The 19,683-nt window shown below is 39.1% G+C and carries 22 protein-coding genes; 16 read left to right on the top strand and 6 right to left on the bottom strand.

What is annotated here, in order from left to right; translation table 11 throughout:
* Positions 1-28: 28 nt before the first annotated feature.
* Positions 29-772, top strand: a complete 744-nt coding sequence (locus K1720_RS01245; protein WP_251949423.1) for a cytochrome C biogenesis protein — start codon at positions 29-31, stop codon at positions 770-772.
* Here the strand turns inward: K1720_RS01245 and K1720_RS01240 are convergent.
* Positions 713-1,333 carry a TRASH domain-containing protein gene (locus tag K1720_RS01240; RefSeq protein ID WP_251949422.1) on the bottom strand — a complete coding sequence of 207 codons (621 nt, stop codon included), beginning with the start codon at positions 1,331-1,333 and terminating at the stop codon, positions 713-715. The genes K1720_RS01245 and K1720_RS01240 overlap by 60 nt on opposite strands.
* Before the next feature lie 132 nt (positions 1,334-1,465).
* Between K1720_RS01240 and K1720_RS01235 the strand changes: the two genes are divergently transcribed.
* The 3 genes from K1720_RS01235 (at position 1,466) to K1720_RS01225 (ending at position 4,625) form a co-directional block, all read left to right on the top strand.
* A complete protein-coding gene (locus K1720_RS01235; protein ID WP_251949421.1) occupies positions 1,466-3,871 on the top strand; it encodes a heavy metal translocating P-type ATPase in 2,406 nt (801 codons plus the stop codon).
* Positions 3,872-3,882: 11 nt separating this feature from the next.
* Positions 3,883-4,194, top strand: a complete 312-nt coding sequence (locus tag K1720_RS01230) for a thioredoxin family protein (RefSeq protein ID WP_251949420.1) — start codon at positions 3,883-3,885, stop codon at positions 4,192-4,194.
* A gap of 68 nt (positions 4,195-4,262) precedes the next feature.
* Positions 4,263-4,625, top strand: coding sequence for a hypothetical protein (locus K1720_RS01225; protein WP_251949419.1), 363 nt, complete (start codon positions 4,263-4,265; stop codon positions 4,623-4,625).
* A 31-nt stretch (positions 4,626-4,656) separates the two neighbouring features.
* Here the strand turns inward: K1720_RS01225 and K1720_RS01220 are convergent, their stop codons facing one another.
* Positions 4,657-5,568 carry a hypothetical protein gene (locus tag K1720_RS01220; RefSeq protein WP_251949418.1) on the bottom strand — a complete coding sequence of 304 codons (912 nt, stop codon included), beginning with the start codon at positions 5,566-5,568 and terminating at the stop codon, positions 4,657-4,659.
* 153 nt (positions 5,569-5,721) lie between these two features.
* Here K1720_RS01220 and K1720_RS01215 point away from each other — a divergent pair, with 153 nt between their 5' ends.
* Positions 5,722-6,045 (top strand): hypothetical protein, encoded by a 324-nt coding sequence (locus K1720_RS01215; protein WP_251949417.1) that lies wholly within the window; start codon positions 5,722-5,724, stop codon positions 6,043-6,045.
* 321 nt (positions 6,046-6,366) lie between these two features.
* On the opposite strand, the gene K1720_RS01210 is transcribed toward K1720_RS01215, so the two are convergent.
* Positions 6,367-6,768, bottom strand: coding sequence for a NifB/NifX family molybdenum-iron cluster-binding protein (locus tag K1720_RS01210; protein ID WP_251949416.1), 402 nt, complete (start codon positions 6,766-6,768; stop codon positions 6,367-6,369).
* A 119-nt stretch (positions 6,769-6,887) separates the two neighbouring features.
* Here K1720_RS01210 and K1720_RS01205 point away from each other — a divergent pair, with 119 nt between their 5' ends.
* From K1720_RS01205 to K1720_RS01190, 4 genes are read left to right on the top strand one after another with little or no spacing between them, the layout of a single operon-like run.
* The gene (locus tag K1720_RS01205) at positions 6,888-7,601 is read left to right on the top strand and encodes an FmdE family protein (protein WP_423837315.1); all 714 of its coding nucleotides are present in this window, start codon (positions 6,888-6,890) and stop codon (positions 7,599-7,601) included.
* Between the two features lie 4 nt (positions 7,602-7,605).
* Complete coding sequence (locus K1720_RS01200; protein ID WP_251949415.1) at positions 7,606-8,739, top strand: iron ABC transporter substrate-binding protein; 1,134 nt, start codon at positions 7,606-7,608, stop codon at positions 8,737-8,739.
* Between the two features lie 5 nt (positions 8,740-8,744).
* Positions 8,745-9,779, top strand: coding sequence for a FecCD family ABC transporter permease (locus K1720_RS01195; RefSeq protein ID WP_251949414.1), 1,035 nt, complete (start codon positions 8,745-8,747; stop codon positions 9,777-9,779).
* Entirely contained in the window at positions 9,776-10,540 is a 765-nt protein-coding gene (locus K1720_RS01190) for an ABC transporter ATP-binding protein (protein WP_251949413.1), read from the top strand. The genes K1720_RS01195 and K1720_RS01190 overlap by 4 nt, the downstream gene beginning before the upstream one ends.
* Positions 10,541-10,548: 8 nt before the next feature.
* Here K1720_RS01190 and K1720_RS01185 read toward each other — a convergent pair whose 3' ends face one another.
* Together K1720_RS01185 and K1720_RS01180 are read right to left on the bottom strand one after the other, a co-directional pair.
* On the bottom strand, positions 10,549-11,637 hold the full coding sequence (locus K1720_RS01185; RefSeq protein WP_251949412.1) for a VIT1/CCC1 transporter family protein: 1,089 nt from the start codon (positions 11,635-11,637) through the stop codon (positions 10,549-10,551).
* Between the two features lie 54 nt (positions 11,638-11,691).
* Positions 11,692-11,868, bottom strand: a complete 177-nt coding sequence (locus K1720_RS01180; RefSeq protein ID WP_055283015.1) for a helix-turn-helix domain-containing protein — start codon at positions 11,866-11,868, stop codon at positions 11,692-11,694.
* 275 nt (positions 11,869-12,143) lie between these two features.
* Here K1720_RS01180 and K1720_RS01175 point away from each other — a divergent pair, with 275 nt between their 5' ends.
* Complete coding sequence (locus K1720_RS01175; protein WP_251950435.1) at positions 12,144-12,773, top strand: ferritin-like domain-containing protein; 630 nt, start codon at positions 12,144-12,146, stop codon at positions 12,771-12,773.
* On the opposite strand, the gene gapN is transcribed toward K1720_RS01175, so the two are convergent.
* A complete protein-coding gene (gapN, locus tag K1720_RS01170; RefSeq protein WP_251949411.1) occupies positions 12,749-14,269 on the bottom strand; it encodes an NADP-dependent glyceraldehyde-3-phosphate dehydrogenase in 1,521 nt (506 codons plus the stop codon). The genes K1720_RS01175 and gapN overlap by 25 nt on opposite strands.
* 151 nt (positions 14,270-14,420) lie before the next feature.
* On the opposite strand from gapN, the gene K1720_RS01165 reads away from it, so the two are divergent.
* The 6 genes from K1720_RS01165 to gor all read left to right on the top strand — a co-directional run bounded on the left by K1720_RS01165 (position 14,421) and on the right by gor (position 19,663).
* On the top strand, positions 14,421-14,945 hold the full coding sequence (locus K1720_RS01165; RefSeq protein WP_251949410.1) for a ferritin-like domain-containing protein: 525 nt from the start codon (positions 14,421-14,423) through the stop codon (positions 14,943-14,945).
* 70 nt (positions 14,946-15,015) lie between these two features.
* Positions 15,016-15,630: a DOMON domain-containing protein gene (locus K1720_RS01160; protein ID WP_251949409.1), complete on the top strand. Its 615-nt coding sequence runs from the start codon at positions 15,016-15,018 to the stop codon at positions 15,628-15,630.
* Between the two features lie 11 nt (positions 15,631-15,641).
* The gene (locus K1720_RS01155) at positions 15,642-15,995 is read left to right on the top strand and encodes a hypothetical protein (RefSeq protein WP_251949408.1); all 354 of its coding nucleotides are present in this window, start codon (positions 15,642-15,644) and stop codon (positions 15,993-15,995) included.
* A gap of 72 nt (positions 15,996-16,067) precedes the next feature.
* Positions 16,068-16,307 carry a hypothetical protein gene (locus tag K1720_RS01150; protein WP_251949407.1) on the top strand — a complete coding sequence of 80 codons (240 nt, stop codon included), beginning with the start codon at positions 16,068-16,070 and terminating at the stop codon, positions 16,305-16,307.
* Between the two features lie 101 nt (positions 16,308-16,408).
* Complete coding sequence (gene fbp, locus K1720_RS01145) at positions 16,409-17,533, top strand: fructose-1,6-bisphosphate aldolase/phosphatase (protein WP_251949406.1); 1,125 nt, start codon at positions 16,409-16,411, stop codon at positions 17,531-17,533.
* A 165-nt stretch (positions 17,534-17,698) separates the two neighbouring features.
* Entirely contained in the window at positions 17,699-19,663 is a 1,965-nt protein-coding gene (gor, locus tag K1720_RS01140; protein ID WP_251949405.1) for a glyceraldehyde-3-phosphate:ferredoxin oxidoreductase, read from the top strand.
* Positions 19,664-19,683 lie beyond the last annotated feature (20 nt).

Genomic DNA, 19,683 nt, shown 5'->3' with positions numbered 1-19,683 from the left:
AAAATTACTCTTTAAGGAGTGTGGAAAAATGAAAAATAGGGCTATTTTAATATTGTTTGGTATATTGGGTGTGGGAAAAGGTGCTCTAGCAGAAAGTGTTAATGAGTTTACTAGCCTAACAACCTTTTCAGTAATAGCACTTGGGATTCTAAATGCATTTAGGCCTTCTGTTTTCTTGATGATAGTATTTCTCTTATCAATGATAGCTCTACTGGATGAAAATAAAATACTTAAAGTGGGCCTTTCCTTTACTGCAGGCGCTTTTCTAGGTTATACCATAATAGCCTCTGCTTTGATGAATCTTCACGGAAAATTCCTGTTTTTAAGGTATTTTGTAGTAGCTTTTGGGATTATAGTAGGAATTTATAAAATACTTTCTTCACTTGGCTATGTGAAAATCTCTCCTAACAATCCTTTGAGAGAAAAAAGTAATAGGATACTAGAAAAAGCGACTTCACCGTCTAGCGCTTTTTTAGTAGGAGGTCTCATGTCTTTCTTCTCGCTTTCATGTATTCTTCCTTCATACCTCTTAGTGACTTCTCTCCTTTCGGATGGATTTTCATTAGGTGTTAGAGCAGCTCTTTTGGCTATATTTGTTGGGATATCAGTCTTTCCTCTGGTCTTGGTCACCCTAGGGTTCCATTACGGCAATAAGTATACAAAACTTGGAGTAGCAGTCGACAAACTCTCAAAGATGAGCGGAAGAGGGGATCTAGCCATGGGTGTGATTTTGGTTACTGTGAGTATTCTTTATCTTTTGTTCCTTGGATAGTCTAACCTTCTCTAAATTCTCTCTTGCTTTTTTAAACTCTCTAAAACAAGTTTCGCAGCAGAAGAAGTACACTTTATTGCGATACTTATATACTATAGGTTCCTCGACAATGTCCTTTCCACAATAATCACATTTAAATGGGACTCTTATCTTTATTGGTCTCTCTCGTTCTCTCATCTCTAGTACTGGCATTATCTCAATTACTTCAAACCCGGCCTTCTCAACAACTTGCCTAAGCTGCTCCATGTTTTCTACTGCAATCTTTATAATATACTTTTTGCTTGTAAACTTATTAATCTCGATAATCTCATCAAATTCTTCAAGTTTTTCAGGAGTTTCGGTTTTGATGATCATTATTACTATATTCTCCGCTCTCTCAAGTTCTGGAGAAATTTTTATTGTATACCCTCTGATTATTCCCTCTTTTTCTAATTTTTCTATTCTTGCTCTTACAGTGGGCCTACTTACTCCTAAAATCTCTGCTAATTCAGAGATGCTAAGCCTTGAGTTGTCTCTCAGTAGATATATGAGTTTTAAGTCAATTTCATCAAGCTTTACCATTTAGACCCTCCTGCAGGTATTCACATTTATCATGGTTATCAAACTATAAAAATTTTCCTATGTTATTTTACATTTTGTTAAGAAATAACTTCAATAATTCTTCTAATAGACTATATAACAGAGGTGAATCTCATGGACGTGAATATTAAAATTACCGGAATGAGTTGTGCTTCCTGTGCTAAAACTATAGAGGTAGCGCTTAGAGAATTAGAGGGTATAAAGGATGTTAAAGTAAACTTAGCGACAGAAAGTGCGTATGTTAAATTCGACGAATCTATGGTTAATATAACTCAAATCATTAGAGCAATAGAGAGTGTTGGCTATGGTGTCGTAAGAGAAAAGAGAGATGCAGTAATTAAAATCGGCGGCATGACCTGCGCCTCATGTGTAAAAACGATAGAAGTTGCTCTAAAGGAGTTGCCAGGAGTACTGGATGTTAAAGTAAACCTTGCCACTGAGAAGGCAACTGTCAGTTATGATCCAACATTAGTGGATATGGAAGATATTCAAAAGACCATAGAAGAGTTTGGTTATCAATTCTTGGGTGTTGAAGGGGAAGAGAGTGTGGATATTGAAAAAGAAGCAAGAGATAGACATCTAAAAGATATGAAGAAAAAGCTTATTGTCGCTTGGACATTCGGCGGAATTATAACTCTAATGACTTATAGATGGCTTTTGGGCTTTGACTTTGAGATTCCTTACATGCTTTGGATACAGTTTGCCTTAGCAACGCCAGTCATAGCATACTCAGGAAAAGAAATGTTCCTAAAAGCAGTTAGGTCTTTAAGACATAAGACGCTCAACATGGATGTGATGTACTCAATGGGTGTAGGCTCAGCGTACATTGCTAGTGTGCTTGCAACACTTGGTATTTTGCCCAGAGAATACAACTTCTATGAAGCTAGTGTGCTCTTATTAGCATTCTTGCTTTTGGGTAGGTATTTGGAACACGTAGCAAAAGGCAGAACTAGCGAGGCAATTAAGAAGCTCATGGGTCTGCAGGCCAAGAAAGCAACTGTAATCAGGGATGGAAAGGAAATTGAGATACCTGTAAGTCAAGTTAAAGTTGGAGACATTGTGATTGTTAAACCTGGGGAGAAAATACCGGTCGATGGTATAGTCCTTGAAGGGGAAAGCTATGTTGATGAATCTATGATTACAGGAGAACCGATTCCAAATTTGAAGAAGAAAGATGATGAAGTTATTGGTGGAACTATAAACAGAAACTCTGTCTTAAAGATTGAGGCAAAAAGAGTTGGAGGAGACACGGTTTTAGCTCAAATAATTAAACTCGTTGAGGAAGCTCAGAACACTAGACCACCAATACAAAGGATAGCTGATAGGATAGTGACTTACTTTATTCCTGTAGTATTGACAATAGGCTTAATTTCCTTTGCATATTGGGGATTCATAGCAAAGCAACCTCTTATCTTTGCATTCACTACGCTGATCAGCGTCTTAGTGATAGCATGCCCATGTGCCTTTGGACTGGCAACTCCAACGGCCCTAACAGTTGGAATGGGCAAAGGGGCTGAGATGGGAATTTTAATTAAGAACGGTGAGGTCTTGGAGATAGCGAGAAAGGCCACAGTAGTGCTCTTTGACAAGACAGGAACCCTAACTAAAGGAAAGCCAGAGGTTACGGATATAGTGACTTTTGGCATAGACGAGAAGGAGCTTTTAGAATTGGTGGCATCTGCCGAAAAGCGCTCAGAGCATCCCTTGGGAGAAGCAATCGTTAGAAAAGCCCAAGAGCTTGGCTTGGAGTTGGAAGAGCCTGAACAGTTTGAGGCAATTACTGGAAAAGGTGTTAAGGCTAAGGTGCATGGAAGAGAAGTCTTAGCTGGAAACAGAAAGCTCTTCAGAGAGAACGGATACTCAATAGAGCGCATTGAAAAGACGCTCCACAAGCTCGAAGATGAAGCGAAAACTGCCATAATAATAGCTATAGACGATGAGATAGTCGGCATCATTGGAATTGCAGACACAATAAAGGAGCATGCAAAGGAAGCTATTGAGGAACTGCACAAAATGGGCAAGAAAGTAGGCATGATTACTGGGGACAATAAGAGGACTGCAAATGCAATAGCAAAGCAACTCAACATAGACTACATCCTTGCCGAGGTCCTTCCGCAAGACAAAGCCAACGAGGTCAAGAAGCTCCAAGAAAAGGGAGAAGTGGTCATTTTTGTTGGAGATGGTATTAATGATGCCCCAGCACTTGCTCAAGCAGACATAGGCATAGCAGTAAGCTCAGGAACCGATATAGCAATGGAAAGTGGTGAGATAGTCCTTATGAAAAATGACATAAGGGATGTTGTCAAGGCAATAAAGCTTAGTCAAAAGACCCTTTCAAAGATCAAGCAGAATTTCTTCTGGGCAATGATATACAACTTAGTCCTAATCCCAATAGCTGCAGGACTGGGTTATATCTTACTTGGAATCCAGTTCCAGCCAGAGTGGGCTGCAGGTGCAATGTCATTAAGTAGTGTGAGCGTTGTGAGTAACTCCCTCTTATTAAAGAGGACTAGGATTTGAGGTGGTTAAGAATGATTAAAGAATTTGATGGAGATTTTGAAGTGATCAAGAGGGCTAAATATACCCTCCTTTGGTTTTCTTCTCCCGGCTGCCCTCCATGCAAGATGATTGAACCATTTATGCATGAACTTAGTGAGAAGTACAAGGAAGTAGAATTTTGGGAAGTTGATATAGAGAAATATCCTAGGGTGGCCCAGACTTTTGAGATATTGAATGTTCCAACGTTAGTTTATCTAAAGAAAGGTGGAGAAGTTGACAGGCAAAACTTAGTGAGGAGAAAAGAGGAAGTGGAAGAAAGACTAAAAAAGCTACTCAAAGTTTAACTTCAAACGAGTTTGAACCTTTCGCCAAGCTTTTATATTTTTAAACGAATCCTAAATTGGTGAACATTATGAGAAAGCCAATTGTTATTTTAATTTTAATTTTCATTGCAGTTGCAGGTTTAGTGTATTTCCAGAATTCTTCTAGGGAAAATAAAGAAAGAATAATAAAACTTAAAGCTACCTTTCGAATGGGAGGGGCTATTTATAAGGGTTATGAGATGCGAGAAGACACGCTTGTTTTTAAATTTGAAAGAAAAGGAGATTTCTTTACTCAGGCCATAGAAACTAAGGAAGTCACCACTGGGGAGAAACTTTCCCCCAAGAGGGTTATTATGGAAGTCACAACTAATGGGGAAACTAAAACGTACGAGGCAAAATTCATTGATGAAAGTGAGGAAATAGCACTTTATGAAGCTTCTGAATTGGAGTGAGAACTTGTTCCTCTTATCCTCTTTTAACCCCCTATTTCAACTCTAGGTATTTTTTGAGCAAAATTAAGAATGTTCCGATACCAACAATGGACATACCAAAAATTCCATTAAGTTCTAGTACTATATCATAAAAAAGAAGAAATGGGCCTAAGAGCCCCAGCACAAGCGCAAGTAGTTGTTTTGTGTTTAAATTCCTCATTTGGCCGTATAAATGGACAGTGATTACAGGGCCTAAAAGCAATGGAATTACAAAAGGAATTTTTGTATTTGGTATGATCAAATAGAGAATAAAAAGGGAAATAGTAAAGAATGTTCCATATAACATTGGGTGTCTTTGGACAAACTCCCACTCTATGGATAGGTTTTTTCTTATTCTTTTTACCTCGAAAATCAAAAAAAGAGCAAGCAGAAAAGTTAGGAAATACTGAATCAATGGGGGTGAATAGGGGTTCAACAGGAAAAACGTTATTATCAAAGCAGATACAAAAGCTACAAACGTTATTTTCAATCCTCTTTTTGCTAATAATGATTTTTCTTTAAAGTCTGGATAAAAAATCTCAATTAAGAGAATTGGGATGGAAATACTGAAGACTGCGTGAAAAATGGAGAGCCAAACTGCCCATACCATATTTGTCTCGAAGATTCTACCATAGGTTGCCAAAACTCCTAAATCCATCCAGTTTGGGTCAAAAAAGGATTTAACAGCCAAGCCTTCTTCTATGATGCCATATGCAATTCCAAGGAGCATAAGTCGGAGATAACCTCTGTCCCATCGTATCCATGCTTCTCTAATTAAAAGAACACCCCCTCCATAAAAGGCCCATAAAAAGAGGAGACTGAAGGGGTTTATGATTTCCAGAGGGGGAGTTGATCCACTCATTACTTCACCGAAGAAAGGTGACAGTAGTGAGAGGAGCAAGGCAACTTTGAGTTTTCTCTCCATGTATTAAGAATAACAACAAAGATATTTATCATTTAGGGAAGACCCTCCCGGAGGGGTTGAAAAGCCCAATCAAAATGGGCTTTAATGAAGCTCCTCAAACCTCCCCACCTTAAAAAACAGGGAGGAGGTCAGGGATGTGGTGGGGACATATGCATGATGGATTATGTAAACGGGTTATGGGTGAATCCGAGAAAGGTCCCAAATATAAACAGCGAACTTAATGAGGATCAGCCTTTCATAACTCCAGAGGGCAATGAATTATGGTTCACCGGGCAAAGTCGGCTTGGATATCCCGGCCCTGCAATATTTAGATCTTTGAAAACAAAAGACGGATGGAGGGAGCCAGAGGAAATAGTTTCTAACTTTGCTGGGGAGCCGGTGCTGGATGCGCAGGGGAACTTATATTTTGTGCATCATTATGTCACAAAAAATATGAAAATCATAGAAGCAGATATTTATGTGGCTTATAAAAAGTGAAACTCATTGAACTTTTCTCCTCCCTGTATTTTTGTTTCAATAGTGATATGAGGGCCTCTGTTTCAAAGTATGTTTATAATCGGGCGGGAAGACCTCTTTCGGAAAGGGATAAAAGGCCGAAAGGTTTAAATACTCTTACCAATAGTAACGACTGGTTCAGTGATTTAAGAGGTAGCCGGCGATTCCTCCGTTGGGAGGATAGCTGGTAGTGGCCGCGTGAACCGGCCCGTGAGAGTGAGGCTACCGGTAACGGGATGCCAAATGAACTCTCACGAAGCCTCGTCCGTAAGGGCGAGGTAGTTCACTTAGGTAGAGAGAAGTTTAGGTATGACAACTGTGTTCGTGGTGTCCTTCTCTCTTTTTGTCTTCTTCAATCTTCTTTTTCCAGTAGGGATCAATTTCAAGAACTTGGTGAATAAATGCCTCAACTATATCTTTGATTTTGCCATGAGCTCCAGTAATAACTTCAATACCGAGGTTGTTGAAATATTCTATTGCTCTCCTTCCCATTCCATAAGCTAAAATTACTTTGCTGTCGTTCTCCTTGATGAAATTTGGCAAGTCTCCAGGTCCATGTTTATCAAAAGGCACTTCCACAACTTCAGTATTTTTAATTTTACCATTTTCAAGATCAACAAAAACAAAGTATTTAGCTCTTCCAAAATGCCTACTTACGTTGCTTTCTAGGCCTTTGTCATCCTCAGCAGGTATTGCTATTCTCATTTACACCACCAAAATAATGAAAGAGGTTTCAAATATAAACTTTGTGCATATGCACATTTTTTGTGAACCTTTGGTTAGTAACACTAATATTTAAAAAATATTAAAAATGTGTCACTATAATGGCTCTTGGTGATACCGTGTTCATGATCAATCAACTTATTAAGGAAGGAAAAGTTGAAGAAATCCTTGAATACGCTAGGCAATTTCATGGACATGTCTGTCCGTATCTTGCTCTTGGCATTAGGGCTTCATTAATAGCTATGGAAGAGCTTGGCGTTAGAAGAGTTGATCATTCTGAAAGTGTTGATGAAAGCATCTTGGCAATAGTTGAGATTAATAGTTGCTTCACAGATGGTGTTCAAGTGACAACAGGCTGTACATTGGGAAACAATTCTCTTATATATTGGGACCTCGGAAAAACTGCTCTCACGCTTGTCAAACGCTCAACCTGGGAAGGAGTTAGAGTTTATGCTGATGCAGAAAAATTGAGAAAGCACTATCCCTCGGGCGCTGTGGAACTCTTCACTAAAGTTGTCAGAGAAAGGAAAGGAACACCTGAGGAAAGAAAACGCCTTTGGGAACTTTGGGAAGAGGCGGCAAGGGCCATGTTAAAACTCCCAAAAGATGAATTTAAGATTGAAAAAGTTAGGGTTCCGCCAGTTGAACAAGCTCCAATATTTGAAAGTGTTCGCTGTGCTAAGTGCAATGAGCTTGTAATGTCTACAAGGGCAGTATCTTTCGATAGTGAGCAAGTTTGTTTGAGATGCGCGGGAGAAAGATATTATGCCGTAATTGGGAGGGGGATAGTGGAGGTTAATAGTTTTAGGAGGTGATAAAATGAAGAAGATTCCACTTTTGCTCGGTATGTTGTTGATTCTTTTAATCAGTGGATGTATAAATAGCTCACAAAGCTCAATAACTAGCAGCACTTCTACAAGTACTCAATACATCACTGTCACTGATTTGCTGGGAAGAAACGTTGAGGTTCCATCAGAGGTCACTAAAGTTGTTGCGACAGGACCTGGTGCTTTAAGACTAGTGGTTTACCTAAATGCCACTGATAAGGTGGTAGGTGTCGAAGAGTTTGAGAAGCGTTATTCTTATGGTAGGCCCTACATAATGGCTCATCCGGAACTTAAAAATCTCCCTATTATAGGACCCGGGGGACCAGGGAAGCTTCCTGATCTCGAGGCATTGATTAATCTCAAACCAGATGTTATATTCATAACCTATGTTGATAGCAAAACAGCCGATGAAATACAGGAGAAGACCGGTATCCCAGTAATTGTCCTTAGTTATGGCCAATTGACCACATTTGAAGATGAAGAGCTATTTAGATCTATTGAATTAGCAGGTAAGATCCTTGGAAATGAGAAGCGTGCTGAAGACGTTCTGAACTTCATTAGGTCTATACAGGAAGACCTCATAAAGCGTACTGAGAACACTAAAAGTCCCAGTGTCTACATTGGGGGTATAGGTTATAAGGGAGCACATGGGATAGAGAGCACCGAAGCCAAATACCCGCCTTTTGTCGTATTACATGCCAATAATGTGGCCGAGGAGCTTGGCGAAGGTCATAAGTTTATAGACAAAGAAAAGCTCCTTGAGTGGAACCCAGAATATCTATTTCTTGATGAAGGCGGGTTAAGCCTCGTGCTTGATGACTACAACAAGAATCCAGAGTTCTATAACTCATTAACTGCTGTAAAAGAGGGTAACATCTATGGTATACTACCATACAACTTTTACACAACCAATATTGGGACTGCTCTAGCAGACACGTATTTCATTGGGAAAATACTATACCCGGAGCGTTTTAGGGATGTGGATCCAGTAGAAAGGGCTGATGAAATATATACATTCCTAGTTGGAAAGCCAGTTTACAAAGAAATGGCCACTCAATTTGGCGGATTTGGTAGAATTGAATTGGCAAATGGGACTGTTGAATATTCCTTACCCACTTCACCGTGATGCATATGAACTATGAGCATTACATTGCTAGAAAAGTGTTGGTTGGTATTTTTCTTTCTTTTCTTCTTGTTTTTGTTAGTCTCTATTCCATAGCGCGTGGTGGTTATAGACTTTCCTTAGAAGAGGTTTTCAATGCGCTCGTTGGAGTAGGAAGTGAAAGTGCCCATCTTGTCATTTGGAATATTCGTCTTCCTAGGGTGATCGCAGGAATTATTGTGGGAGCATCTCTGGCCATAGCAGGAGCAGTTATGCAGGGCTTTCTTAGAAACCCTCTGGCGACCCCATTTACAATGGGGGTTTCTCATGGGGCTATGTTTGGCGCATCCTTTGCTATATTATTAGGGGCAGGTTATGCAGAAAGTTCAGGCAGGATAATCCTAGACAATCCTTATACAGTTGTTCTCTTTGCTTTCTTTGGAGCAATAAGTGCTACAATAGTTATCCTAGCTCTTGCTAAGCTAAAAGGTCTGAGTCCTGAGGCAATAATTCTAGCCGGGGTTGCTATGAGTTCCCTTTTTATTGCCCTAACAACACTTGTCCAGTATTTTGCTAATGAGTTGCAACTTGCTGCCATGGTTTATTGGAGCTTTGGAGATCTTGGTAGAGCAACATGGCAGGAAGATATGATACTTTTAGCTGTCTTTATTCCCGTGCTCACGTACTTCATTATAAAACGCTGGGATTTAAATGCCTCTGCTATAGGAGATGATGTGGCTAAATCAGTTGGTGTTGATGTTGAGAGAGTTAGATTGATCTCTACCTTCCTTGCGGCCATGATTACGGCAGTGAGTGTAGCTTTTGTGGGAGTTATAGGATTTGTGGGGTTGATAGCCCCACATGCTATTAGACTCTTAGTCGGAGGGGATTATCGCTTTTTAATTCCATTATCGGCTCTAGCAGGAGGTCTTCTTCTCCTTGTGGCTGATACTGTTGCAAGGTTAGTCTTTTCACCAATGACCCTACCTGTTGGTGTTGTAACGTCTTTTCTTGGTGCCCCCATGTTCATTTACCTTCTTATAAGGATGGAGGGACGGCGATGAAAGCTGTGAAAGTTAAGGGACTTTATTTCACATACAATGGTTCTGATGTGTTAAAGGGGATAACTCTTGAGGTTGAGGAGGGAGAATTTGTTGCTATCCTTGGGCCGAATGGTGCTGGAAAAAGTACTCTATTAAAGTGCATTGCAGGGCTTCTTCAGTGTTCTGGAGTTGAAGTCTTGGAGAGGTCTATTCAAGAATATTCTAGAGATGAACTGGCAAAACTTCTTGCATACGTCCCACAGAGGATTATTCCTGGGTTTATGACAGTTTTTGACATGGTTCTTCTAGGTAGAAGGCCATATATGGGTCTTAGACCTTCTAGAAGAGATATAGAGGTGGTGACTAGTACCCTCAAAAAGCTCGACATCTCACATCTTGCTTTAAAACATAGCAATAGGTTGAGTGGTGGAGAACTCCAAAAAGTAAGTATAGCGAGGGCCTTGGCTCAAGAACCGAAAATCCTTCTAATGGATGAACCAACTAACAATCTTGACTTAAAAAGCCAATTAGATGTCATGGAAATAGCAAAAAATTTTGTGTCATCTGGTGGAACATCAATAATCGTTATGCATGATGTAAATCTAGCTCTTCGTTTTGCTGAGAGATTTATTTTCATGAAAAATGGAGAAATAGTAGCTGATGGAGGTAAAGAGATTCTCAAACCAAGACTCTTTGAAGAAGTTTATGGAGTAAAGGTGGTTATTCACGAAGTCTCTGGTGTCCCAGTGGTTATTCCACTTCATAAACATTCTCTGCCATAGGCAAAGATTTAAAGAGTTGAGATGTGGAATATGCTCTCCATCAATCTTCCGAAGAGATAACTCAAAAACGCTGCTCCCAGTCCAGTTGTTACCATCTCTCCTATCTTTTTTCTTATTGAAATTCCTGAAAGGATTGAGATTGCAGTTGCAACAAGAGCTAACGCTGTACCAGCTAATAGGATTGAGAATGGCAATGCAATAAGGGAGGATGAAGCGAGAAAATAGGGAACCACTGGGAAGGCAACTCCGGTTAGATATGCTAGACCTGTATAGATGGCAGAACGGATTTCATTTTCTTCTCCTCCCTGCACAAGAAGGTTGATGATTGCATTTTCATTTGAAGAGAGTTTTTCCGCGACTTCTGTTGCAATATTTTTTGGCATTCCACTTTCGAGCAACTTTGTCATAAGTTCCTCCTTAGCCCTTTCTGGGGAAACTTTGAAAAGAACTTCCAGTCTCTGTCTTACGCTCTCGTTTACCTGTCGCTGGGAGCGAACTGAAATAAAAGCTCCTATTCCCATGGAAAGGGCTCCAGCAACCCCTACTATTAGGCCGCTTATTCCTACTATCTTGGGATTATAGAGGTAAACTGCTGAAAGTCCTGTAACTGCTCCTAAAAGCTCAACAAGTCCATCGTTCATTCCGAGGACAAAGTCCCTTACGTGCTCAACGTGAAAACGTTTTTTGCTTTCATAGAAAAAGCGCTCATGCTCGAGTTCATCTAGAATTATGCTTGAGACTATCTTTTTTTCTTCATCATTGAGTTTGTATTTTGTGAGAAATTTGAAGTATTTTTGAATGGCAGAGTTCTCACCCATTTCGAGAAGTGAAACCATTGTACCTGGGCCTAGCAATTTTCTAAGAAACTTTACATAGAAAAGCTTAAACTTGCTGATTTTGACCTTTTTTGGTACAATCTTCCTTCTAACTAGGAAATCATACCAGAACTTTGCATGGCTTGACTCTATCTGGGATAATCTTAAAAACTCTTCTTTTAACTTTGGATCCTTCTCTCCTCTGCTGAGGAAAGCGTATAGTACTGAGTCGCTATATTCGTCCTCATAAAAATTACTTGCTTCTTTTAACATTTCCTCCATTTCAACCCCCAAAAGATATAGAAGAGCTTTGAGTTAATAAAATAAACGGAAGACTCACTCAGCTGGGGCATAGTAGCATCTCTTTGGAGATATGATCTTCCCTTCTTTTTTGAGCTTTTTGATTGCTTCACTAACTTCTTTTTTATCTAGCCCGGCAATTTTAGCTATATCTCCGGGTCTCAGAGGTTTTCCAGCTTCTTTCAAAACTTTGAAAACAATTTCTTCACTCATGTCATTCACCTCTTAAGTTCGGTATTAAACATTAATAAGTTCGAATTTATAAATTTAGCGGGAGAGTTAGGGGCAGTACAGTTCTTCATGATCTTGAAACTTTTACCCTTTAGGAGCAGTGATGCTTCTGCTCTCCTCCCGTCTTGAAGGGCGAGGCTTCCAACGAATTAACCCCTTCCCCACCCTAAAGAATGGGACTTTCAGAAGGGGTAACGCCGAGACTCCAGCCGTAATCCTTATTAATTTACTGAAAGATATTTCATTTGGTGAATTCCATGGGCTCTCCAATAGAGGAGTTTATGAGAGAGGTAGATGTAAAAGAGCAGATTAGAGAGAGGTTAAAACGAATTGCGAGTTTGTCTCTTAAAGATATTTTGGCCTATGCAATTAGCTGTGAAAAAGAAGCAACAAAATTATACATGTTCCTTTATGAAAATGTTCCTACTCAGTATCAAAAGGAGTACTTTAAACAATTTATTGATACAGAACGTTCTCATGATGAGAAGGTTGAGAGAATATTCAAAACATTGTTCCCAAACGAGGAGCCTAAGATTGTAGAGTCTGGTATGTGGAGGAAACTATTTGAGAGGAAACTGAAGACAGTAAAAGATTATCTCGATATTCTTAAAATTGCAATGGAATCAGAAAAGTTAGCAGAAGAGATGTATCTGATATTACAAAAACATTCTGAAAACTTGGAGCATAAAAGAATATTTATGAGACTTGCAAACGATGAAAAAGAGCATTATATGTTTGTAGCAAAGGAGTATGATTTTTATAGAAAACTTAAAGCGGAGAGTGAGTTAAAGGAACTAATTAGTGAAATTGCTAGGGAAAAGGAAAAAGAAAAAAAGCAGAACACTGAAAAAGATTCATATACTCAAATATACTCCCAAACACCATAGCCCTTAAAGTTGTGGACTATTGTCTTTGTGGTTGTTAATTGTTCTACAGAGTAGCCGATTCCTTCTCTCCCAATACCACTATCTTTCATACCTCCAAAAGGATAATAACCAATTCCATGCCTAGGGTACTCATTTATGAAAACACTCCCCACCTCAAGCTTTCGTGCAACTTTCCTTGCTCTCTTCTCGCATTCGCTAAATACTGAGGCATCTAATCCAAAGCGGGAAGAGTTTGCAATTTCAACAGCTTCATCTTCATCTTTGACTTTAATTATAAGTGTTAATGGTCCAAAGACATCTTCTTGAAACGCTCTTAGGTCTTTAACTATCTTTTTATCAGCTTCTAGAAGAATAGGCCATACATAGTTTTCTTTTCTCTTGAATCGAGTTAATGGCTTTGCTCCTTTTCTAATAGCATCCTTGTAAACTTCTTCAATGTAATCTGCGGTCTTTTTATCAATAAGGGGTCCCATTATGGTATCTTCATCTTCAAGTGGGTTTTTTGGCTCTATTTTTTTGAGTTTCTCTATTATCTTAGTCTTGAGTTCCTCATAAATTTCTTCTTGGGCCAAGATAAGTCTTATAGCATCGCACCTCTGTCCAGAGTAGCTTACCATCCCCTTGATTATTTTTTCACTTGTTAATTCTAAGTCAGCATCATCAAGAACTATTGCTGGATCTTTTCCACCGAGTTCTAAATGATATGCTTTTATTCCCCCAGTTTTTATGATGTGTTCTCCCACTTCAGTGCTTCCTGTGAATGTAATGGCTCTTATGCGTTTGTCTTTTACAACTACATCCATTAGTTTGCCGGGAATCGTTAGGAGAGCAAAGCTTTCTTTTGGAAACCCGCTTAACTCAAGAACTCTTATGAAAAGAATTGCCGCTAGTGGATCTATTGAAGCGGGTTTCAGTATCACGGCATTTCCACTAAAGAGTCCAGGTATGACTTTTGTTGCAGATATAAATAAGGGGTAGTTAAATGAGCTTATGGCTAAAATCACACCATATGGCTCTCGTTTTACAATTCCCTCACTTTCAAGTGTTTCTTCACTCCAATCTCCTGGAACGTAATCACCAAGCATACGTCGTGACTCAAATGTGGTTTTTTCTAATCTTTCAATTGTGGCTTTTGTTTCTCCAATTGCATTTGTTTTTGGTTTTCCTGCGTCCAAAATAAGGACGTTTACAAAGTCTTCAAAGGCATCTTTCATAAGTTGAGCTGCTTTTAGAAAGCTTTCTATTCTCTTTTCTCCGGGATACTCTCTTATTTTCTCGCGACCATACTCATAAATTCGTTTCATGACTTCTTCTACTTGTTCTTCACTAAGTTTTGAGACTCTTGCTATTACTTTTCCATCTATAGGGCTTTTAACTTCATAAAAACTCTCTCCGTAAGTCCACTCTCCTGCTATGTAAGTTTTGAACTCAGGGATGCCATCTTTTCCAATTTGGTATATCTCATTAAAAATCCTATGCTGGACTAAATTATTCATTTTTAACCACCATTATCCATTTATGCACAATACTATATAAGTATTTATTTGATCAAATTGCAAAGTTTTATTCGATTAGAGCTTTCAAAATACCCAATTTATTTCGAAAATATTAATAACCCTGAAGACAAAATATATATGGTGGTATTATATGGAGATAACGGATAAAGAAGTTTTTGAGATTGCTATAAATGCAGAAATAAAAGCGAAGGAAGCGTATGAGAAAATGGCATCTCTTGTAAAGAGTGACATAATAAAAGATGAACTTCTTTTTTTGGCAAAGGAGGAAGATAAACATAGGCAGATAGTAGAAAAAATGGCTGAAAAGTTTAAGGAAAGTGGAGGGAGACCAAAGAAGATTGAAATTGAAGTTATGGGCGAGTTTAAGGTTATTGCTGAGAAAATGGCCGAAGCGATTGAAAAACCAGAAATAAATCTTGATGAAGTTTATGAAATAGCCATGCAGGCTGAATTGGTGAGTGAGAAGCTTTACACCCAGCTTGCTGAGTATGCTGCGAATGAAAGAACGAGAGTCATTTTGAACATGCTAGCAGATATGGAGAAGCACCACTTTAACATTATCAAAAAGCAGTATGAGTATCTCATGCAGTATCCTGATGTATATAAGGAAGAGCTCTACGATCAGCTTATGAAGGATATAAACTTCAACTTTTGATATTATTTAGGTGAATCCTTACTTTTTTATCTTTTAGGTAAGACATGCTCTATAGCATGGAGGGATTTGGATGAAAAAGTTTGTTGTATTGACCGTTTGGTTGATTTTTGTAGTTTTTGTCAGCGGATGCACTGGAGGGTATGAAACAACTTCCACGTCTTCTGAAACCTCAAGCAGATCTCCTACGGAACTTGAAGAGTGGAAGGCAGATGGAGTTATTGGAGAAAAAGAATATGCGCATAATGTTTCCCTTGCGGGCGGGAAATTAGTGGTATACTGGAGGAATGATGAAGAATTTCTTTATGTAGCCCTAAAGGGACAAACCCTTGGGTGGGTTGCTATAGGATTTGAGCCAACAGATAAAATGAAAGATGCTGACATGGTTTTTGGGTGGGTCGAAAATGGAGAAGTGAAACTAATTGATGCCTATTCTACAGGTACTACTGGGCCTCATCCCCCAGATGAACAATTAGGTGGAAGTAATGATATTTTAGAGTTCGGGGGAAGAGAAGAAAATGGATACACAGTAATTGAGTTTAAACGAAAGCTCAATACCAATGATGAGTATGATAAAGTCCTCACTCCGGGACAAAAGGTTAAATTTATCTTTGCACTTGCCGATGTTGATGAGTTCACAACTAGGCACAACATAGCAAGAGGGTACGGTGAATTAATCCTTGATTGAGAGGGATAGGTATGGAGCCATTTCAGTTGCATGCGATAGTCCAGATATCTGCATTGCTTAGTTTTATACTAGCCATTTATTATGCTAGAATGCATAGACTACAAACGCATCATCGATTTATTTACATGGGAGTTGCTCTCCTAACTGTAGGCATTGCTTACATGGTATACAACGTGAGAGGATTTCCTTCGATCCATGGGAAAGTAGGCTTTTTTGTTTACTTTTATGTTCTTTTTACAGCATTAAGTGGGAGGCTTTTCTTTGCAAAGAAAATAACTAGAAACCAGCACAAATTCTTGGCTATCACAGCAGTGACCTTGCTTGTACTTCAAATCCTCTTTGCGCTTTACAATTTTGTTTTTTGATTGCTCTTTTTATATCTAATTTTGGGATAAAGTTTATCAAATTAGAGAACGTAGTTATTTTGAGGGACGTCAATGCCAGAGGTTAAACATATAAAGATTGGGGAGGATAAATTTAAAATTACAGAAGAGGAAATTGCCAGAAGAGAGCTTAAGGTGACAAAGATAGGTGATGAGGTTATTCAAGTACAAGAAGAGGTTCATGGTATAATAGCAGTAGTTGGAGCAGTTAGTAGTGTGAACATAAAGAAAGATGAACTGAAAGAACTGATAAAGGTGGTAAAAGAGGAATTTGGGTGGACTGATATCTGTTGAATCCTTTTATTTTTAGTTAAAGTGGTATCATTCGGAGTGATATATTTTACAGTAGTAAAATTTTATAAGCTCGAAAATGAACGTATTATTGGTGATGAGATATGGCGATTGGTGAAAAAATAACCATTAGTGTGATAAAAGCAGACATTGGAGGATGGCCAGGCCATTGCAAGGTTCATCCAGACCTTATAGAGAAGGCTAACGAACTTTTAAAACAGGCAAAAGAAGAAGGCATAATACTCGATTTCTATGCAACTTATTGTGGAGACGATCTTCAGCTTATTATGACACATAACCATGGAGTAGATAGTGAGAAAATTCATAGCTTGGCTTGGCACATCTTTAAAGAAGCTACAGAGATAGCTAAAGAACTTGGCCTTTATGGTGCTGGGCAGGATCTACTTAAGGACGCATTTAGTGGGAACATCAGAGGAATGGGTCCTGGAGTGGCTGAGATGGAAATCACCCTAAGAAAGAGCGAACCGATAGTCACATTCCATATGGACAAAACTGAACCTGGAGCATTTAATTTACCAATCTTCAGGATGTTTGGGGATCCTTTCAACACAGCAGGCCTTGTTATTGATCCTAACATGCACATGGGCTTTAGGTTTGAGGTTTGGGATATCAAAGAACATAAAAAAGTTATACTCAATTCACCTGAGGAGCTGTATGATATCTTAGCATTAATTGGTGCGAAATCAAGATACGTTATAAAGCGTGTTTATCCAAAGAAAGGTCACAAACTTCCAGAAGATGAGCCGGTTGCAGTTATAAGCACTGAGAAGCTTTATGAAATTGCGGGAGAATACGTAGGAAAAGATGATCCAGTGGCAATAGTTAGAGCCCAAAGTGGCCTACCAGCTCTTGGAGAAGTTTTGGAGCCGTTTGCATTCCCACATCTCGTGAGTGGCTGGATGAGAGGAAGTCACAACGGTCCAATAATGCCTGTTCCCCTTAAGTATGCAACCCCATCAAGATTTGATGGGCCTCCAAGAGTTGTAGCTTTAGGATGGCAGATCAACAAAGATGGTAAGTTAATAGGTCCTGTTGACCTATTTGAAGACGTGGCCTTTGAACATGCAAGGAACAAGGCTTTAGAAGTTGCTGATTACTTAAGAAGGCATGGACCATTTGAACCACACCGTCTCCCACTAGAGGATATGGAATACACAACCTTACCCAGTGTTCTAGAAAAGCTTAGGGATAGATTTGAGCCAGTGTGAAATTCTTTCTTCCTTTTTTAAGAAATCTTCTTTTTTGAGTAAGTAGTTTGTAGTCTTTTCAGCCTAAAGGACGAAGCTTGAGAAAAAGTCACATTTCTGTACCCAAAAATCTTAAATAATTTGCCCTTTTACATAACACTCAGAGTGGTATGGAGGGGGGTTAGCATGGAATTTTCAGTCCTTAAGATCAACCTAGACGGAAAAAATGTAGAAATTGAAAAGTTCGAGCGAGAAGATGTTTATGGTATCATTGATTACGCACTATATCTTCATGATGAGGTTTATAGAACTTATAAATTCGATGATCCATACGACCCTAATAATGTCATGGTCTTTGGAAAGGGCCCATTCGCTGGATCTATTCTTCCTGGGACTCATAGACTAGTTTTCGTTTATAAATCACCTCTCTATGGGGGTTTATTTCCATCTACAATGGGTGGAGCTGCTTATCAGTTCCAAAAAGTAGGAGTTGATTTTGTAGTTATTGAAGGAAAGGGAGAAAAGCCTACAGTAATACTCCTTACCAATGATGGGGAAAGGTTGGGAGTTGAGTTTCATGAAATAGAACTTGAGAAACTCATTGAAATTTGGAGAGGTTACAAAGAGGAAGAAGGGGTTTATGCATTCACTCAATATTTGATTGATAATTTTGCGGATAAGTTTAATGGGATGGAATATAGAATCGCCTGTGTTGGACCTGCTTCTCTAAATAGCAATATGGGGGCTGTGTTCTCTCAAACTCTCAGAAAAGGGGAAAGAGTCGTAGGTAGTGATGATTGGGCAGCTAGAGGAGGTACAGGCAGTGTTTTAATGAGGGCGCATAATGTAGCTGCTATAATGTTTGGAGGAAAAGCTAAGAAAAAATTTCCAAAGGAAGATATAGGAAGTATAAAAGTCACAAAACAAATAGTTGAGGGCGTACATAAAAAACCCATGAATGAAGTTATATCGGAGAAAACAGTCAAGTACAAGTATAATCCAAAACTTAAGACTGGTGGGACTTTTGGAGGAAACTATCCAGCAGAGGGGGATTTTGTCCCCGTTTTAAACTGGCAGATGCCGTATATTCCAAAAGAGGACCGTATTAAGATACATGAGAATATTATGAAGTACTATTGGGAACCCTTTAACAAAGAAGCCATTGAAACTAAAAACTGGACCAATTGTGGAGAACCATGTCCTGTAGTATGTAAGAAGTTTAGAAAAGGCCATCATGTAGAATATGAGCCTTATGAGGCTAATGGTCCACTAAGCGGAAGCATAGCTATTTATGCAAGTGATATAAGTGTTCACGCGGTTGATGCTATGGGATTTGATGCTATAAGCTTTGGAGGTACTGCGGCTTGGGTCTTAGAGCTTGTTTACAAAGGCTTGTTACAGCCTGAAGAGGTTGGATTGAGTGATAAGCCAGATTTTGACAAAGAATCCTTACTGCTAAAACCAGTTGAAGCTAGTGAAAAGAACGCAAAGCTTGTAGCAGAGCTGGCTCATAGAGTGGCTTTTGCTGAGACAGAGGTGGCAAAGATAATTGGAGAAGGAATAAGAAGAGCCGGCGAAGTGTTTGATGAAAGATTCAAAGACCGACTTGGCTATGGAGAGAGCTTTAAGGATTATGGGGTTTATACTCCACTTGGATCTAATGGAGAAATTGTGCCAACCATGTACTGGGCCATAGGAAACTATATACCACTGCCAATTCAAGGTAGATACTGGACGTTTTATCAATTTGGAGTTTTCCTTGAACCAGAGGAACTGGCAAATAAAATTGTGGCAAGTGCTCTTTATGAATACTGGTATGACAATATAGGCTGGTGTAGATTCCACCGTGGTTGGGCAAAGCCAGTATTAAAAGCCCTTTTTATGGAAGCTTACGGAAAAAATGTCGAAATGGAGGAGCATGCTAAGAAAATGATACGAAAGCTCATAAACTTTGCAAAGAAGGCTGGATATGAACCAGTTTTCTGGGATTCAATGAGGGTTATAGACTTGATTGCAAAGGGTGCAGAGGAGTTTGGAAACGAAAGATGGGCCGAACGCTTCAAGAAAGAGAAAGTCGCAACGGCAAAAGAGTACCTAAGAAGAGTTCTTAGAGAATACAGCAGACTCTTAAGTGTTGATTGGGTGGTTTGATTTTTTAATTATCTGATTTA

The organism is Thermococcus argininiproducens (genome assembly GCF_023746595.1).
Taxonomy (GTDB): Archaea; Methanobacteriota_B; Thermococci; order Thermococcales; family Thermococcaceae; genus Thermococcus_A; species Thermococcus_A argininiproducens.
This window is presented reverse-complemented; position numbering and strand designations above follow the sequence as displayed.

What these genes read in the sequence shown, in the direction of transcription:
- K1720_RS01240 (WP_251949422.1), bottom strand. Translation starts at nt 1,333, where the DNA reads ATGGTAAAGCTTGATGAAATTGACTTAAAACTCATATATCTACTGAGA.
- K1720_RS01245 (WP_251949423.1), top strand. Translation starts at nt 29, where the DNA reads ATGAAAAATAGGGCTATTTTAATATTGTTTGGTATATTGGGTGTGGGA.
- K1720_RS01195 (WP_251949414.1), top strand. Translation starts at nt 8,745, where the DNA reads ATGAACTATGAGCATTACATTGCTAGAAAAGTGTTGGTTGGTATTTTT.
- K1720_RS01160 (WP_251949409.1), top strand. Translation starts at nt 15,016, where the DNA reads ATGAAAAAGTTTGTTGTATTGACCGTTTGGTTGATTTTTGTAGTTTTT.
- gapN (WP_251949411.1), bottom strand. Translation starts at nt 14,269, where the DNA reads ATGAATAATTTAGTCCAGCATAGGATTTTTAATGAGATATACCAAATT.
- K1720_RS01220 (WP_251949418.1), bottom strand. Translation starts at nt 5,568, where the DNA reads ATGGAGAGAAAACTCAAAGTTGCCTTGCTCCTCTCACTACTGTCACCT.
- K1720_RS01225 (WP_251949419.1), top strand. Translation starts at nt 4,263, where the DNA reads ATGAGAAAGCCAATTGTTATTTTAATTTTAATTTTCATTGCAGTTGCA.
- K1720_RS01165 (WP_251949410.1), top strand. Translation starts at nt 14,421, where the DNA reads ATGGAGATAACGGATAAAGAAGTTTTTGAGATTGCTATAAATGCAGAA.
- K1720_RS01230 (WP_251949420.1), top strand. Translation starts at nt 3,883, where the DNA reads ATGATTAAAGAATTTGATGGAGATTTTGAAGTGATCAAGAGGGCTAAA.
- K1720_RS01150 (WP_251949407.1), top strand. Translation starts at nt 16,068, where the DNA reads ATGCCAGAGGTTAAACATATAAAGATTGGGGAGGATAAATTTAAAATT.
- K1720_RS01215 (WP_251949417.1), top strand. Translation starts at nt 5,722, where the DNA reads ATGATGGATTATGTAAACGGGTTATGGGTGAATCCGAGAAAGGTCCCA.
- gor (WP_251949405.1), top strand. Translation starts at nt 17,699, where the DNA reads ATGGAATTTTCAGTCCTTAAGATCAACCTAGACGGAAAAAATGTAGAA.
- K1720_RS01155 (WP_251949408.1), top strand. Translation starts at nt 15,642, where the DNA reads ATGGAGCCATTTCAGTTGCATGCGATAGTCCAGATATCTGCATTGCTT.
- K1720_RS01190 (WP_251949413.1), top strand. Translation starts at nt 9,776, where the DNA reads ATGAAAGCTGTGAAAGTTAAGGGACTTTATTTCACATACAATGGTTCT.
- fbp (WP_251949406.1), top strand. Translation starts at nt 16,409, where the DNA reads ATGGCGATTGGTGAAAAAATAACCATTAGTGTGATAAAAGCAGACATT.
- K1720_RS01200 (WP_251949415.1), top strand. Translation starts at nt 7,606, where the DNA reads ATGAAGAAGATTCCACTTTTGCTCGGTATGTTGTTGATTCTTTTAATC.
- K1720_RS01175 (WP_251950435.1), top strand. Translation starts at nt 12,144, where the DNA reads ATGGGCTCTCCAATAGAGGAGTTTATGAGAGAGGTAGATGTAAAAGAG.
- K1720_RS01235 (WP_251949421.1), top strand. Translation starts at nt 1,466, where the DNA reads ATGGACGTGAATATTAAAATTACCGGAATGAGTTGTGCTTCCTGTGCT.
- K1720_RS01180 (WP_055283015.1), bottom strand. Translation starts at nt 11,868, where the DNA reads ATGAGTGAAGAAATTGTTTTCAAAGTTTTGAAAGAAGCTGGAAAACCT.
- K1720_RS01205 (WP_423837315.1), top strand. Translation starts at nt 6,888, where the DNA reads ATGGCTCTTGGTGATACCGTGTTCATGATCAATCAACTTATTAAGGAA.
- K1720_RS01185 (WP_251949412.1), bottom strand. Translation starts at nt 11,637, where the DNA reads ATGGAGGAAATGTTAAAAGAAGCAAGTAATTTTTATGAGGACGAATAT.
- K1720_RS01210 (WP_251949416.1), bottom strand. Translation starts at nt 6,768, where the DNA reads ATGAGAATAGCAATACCTGCTGAGGATGACAAAGGCCTAGAAAGCAAC.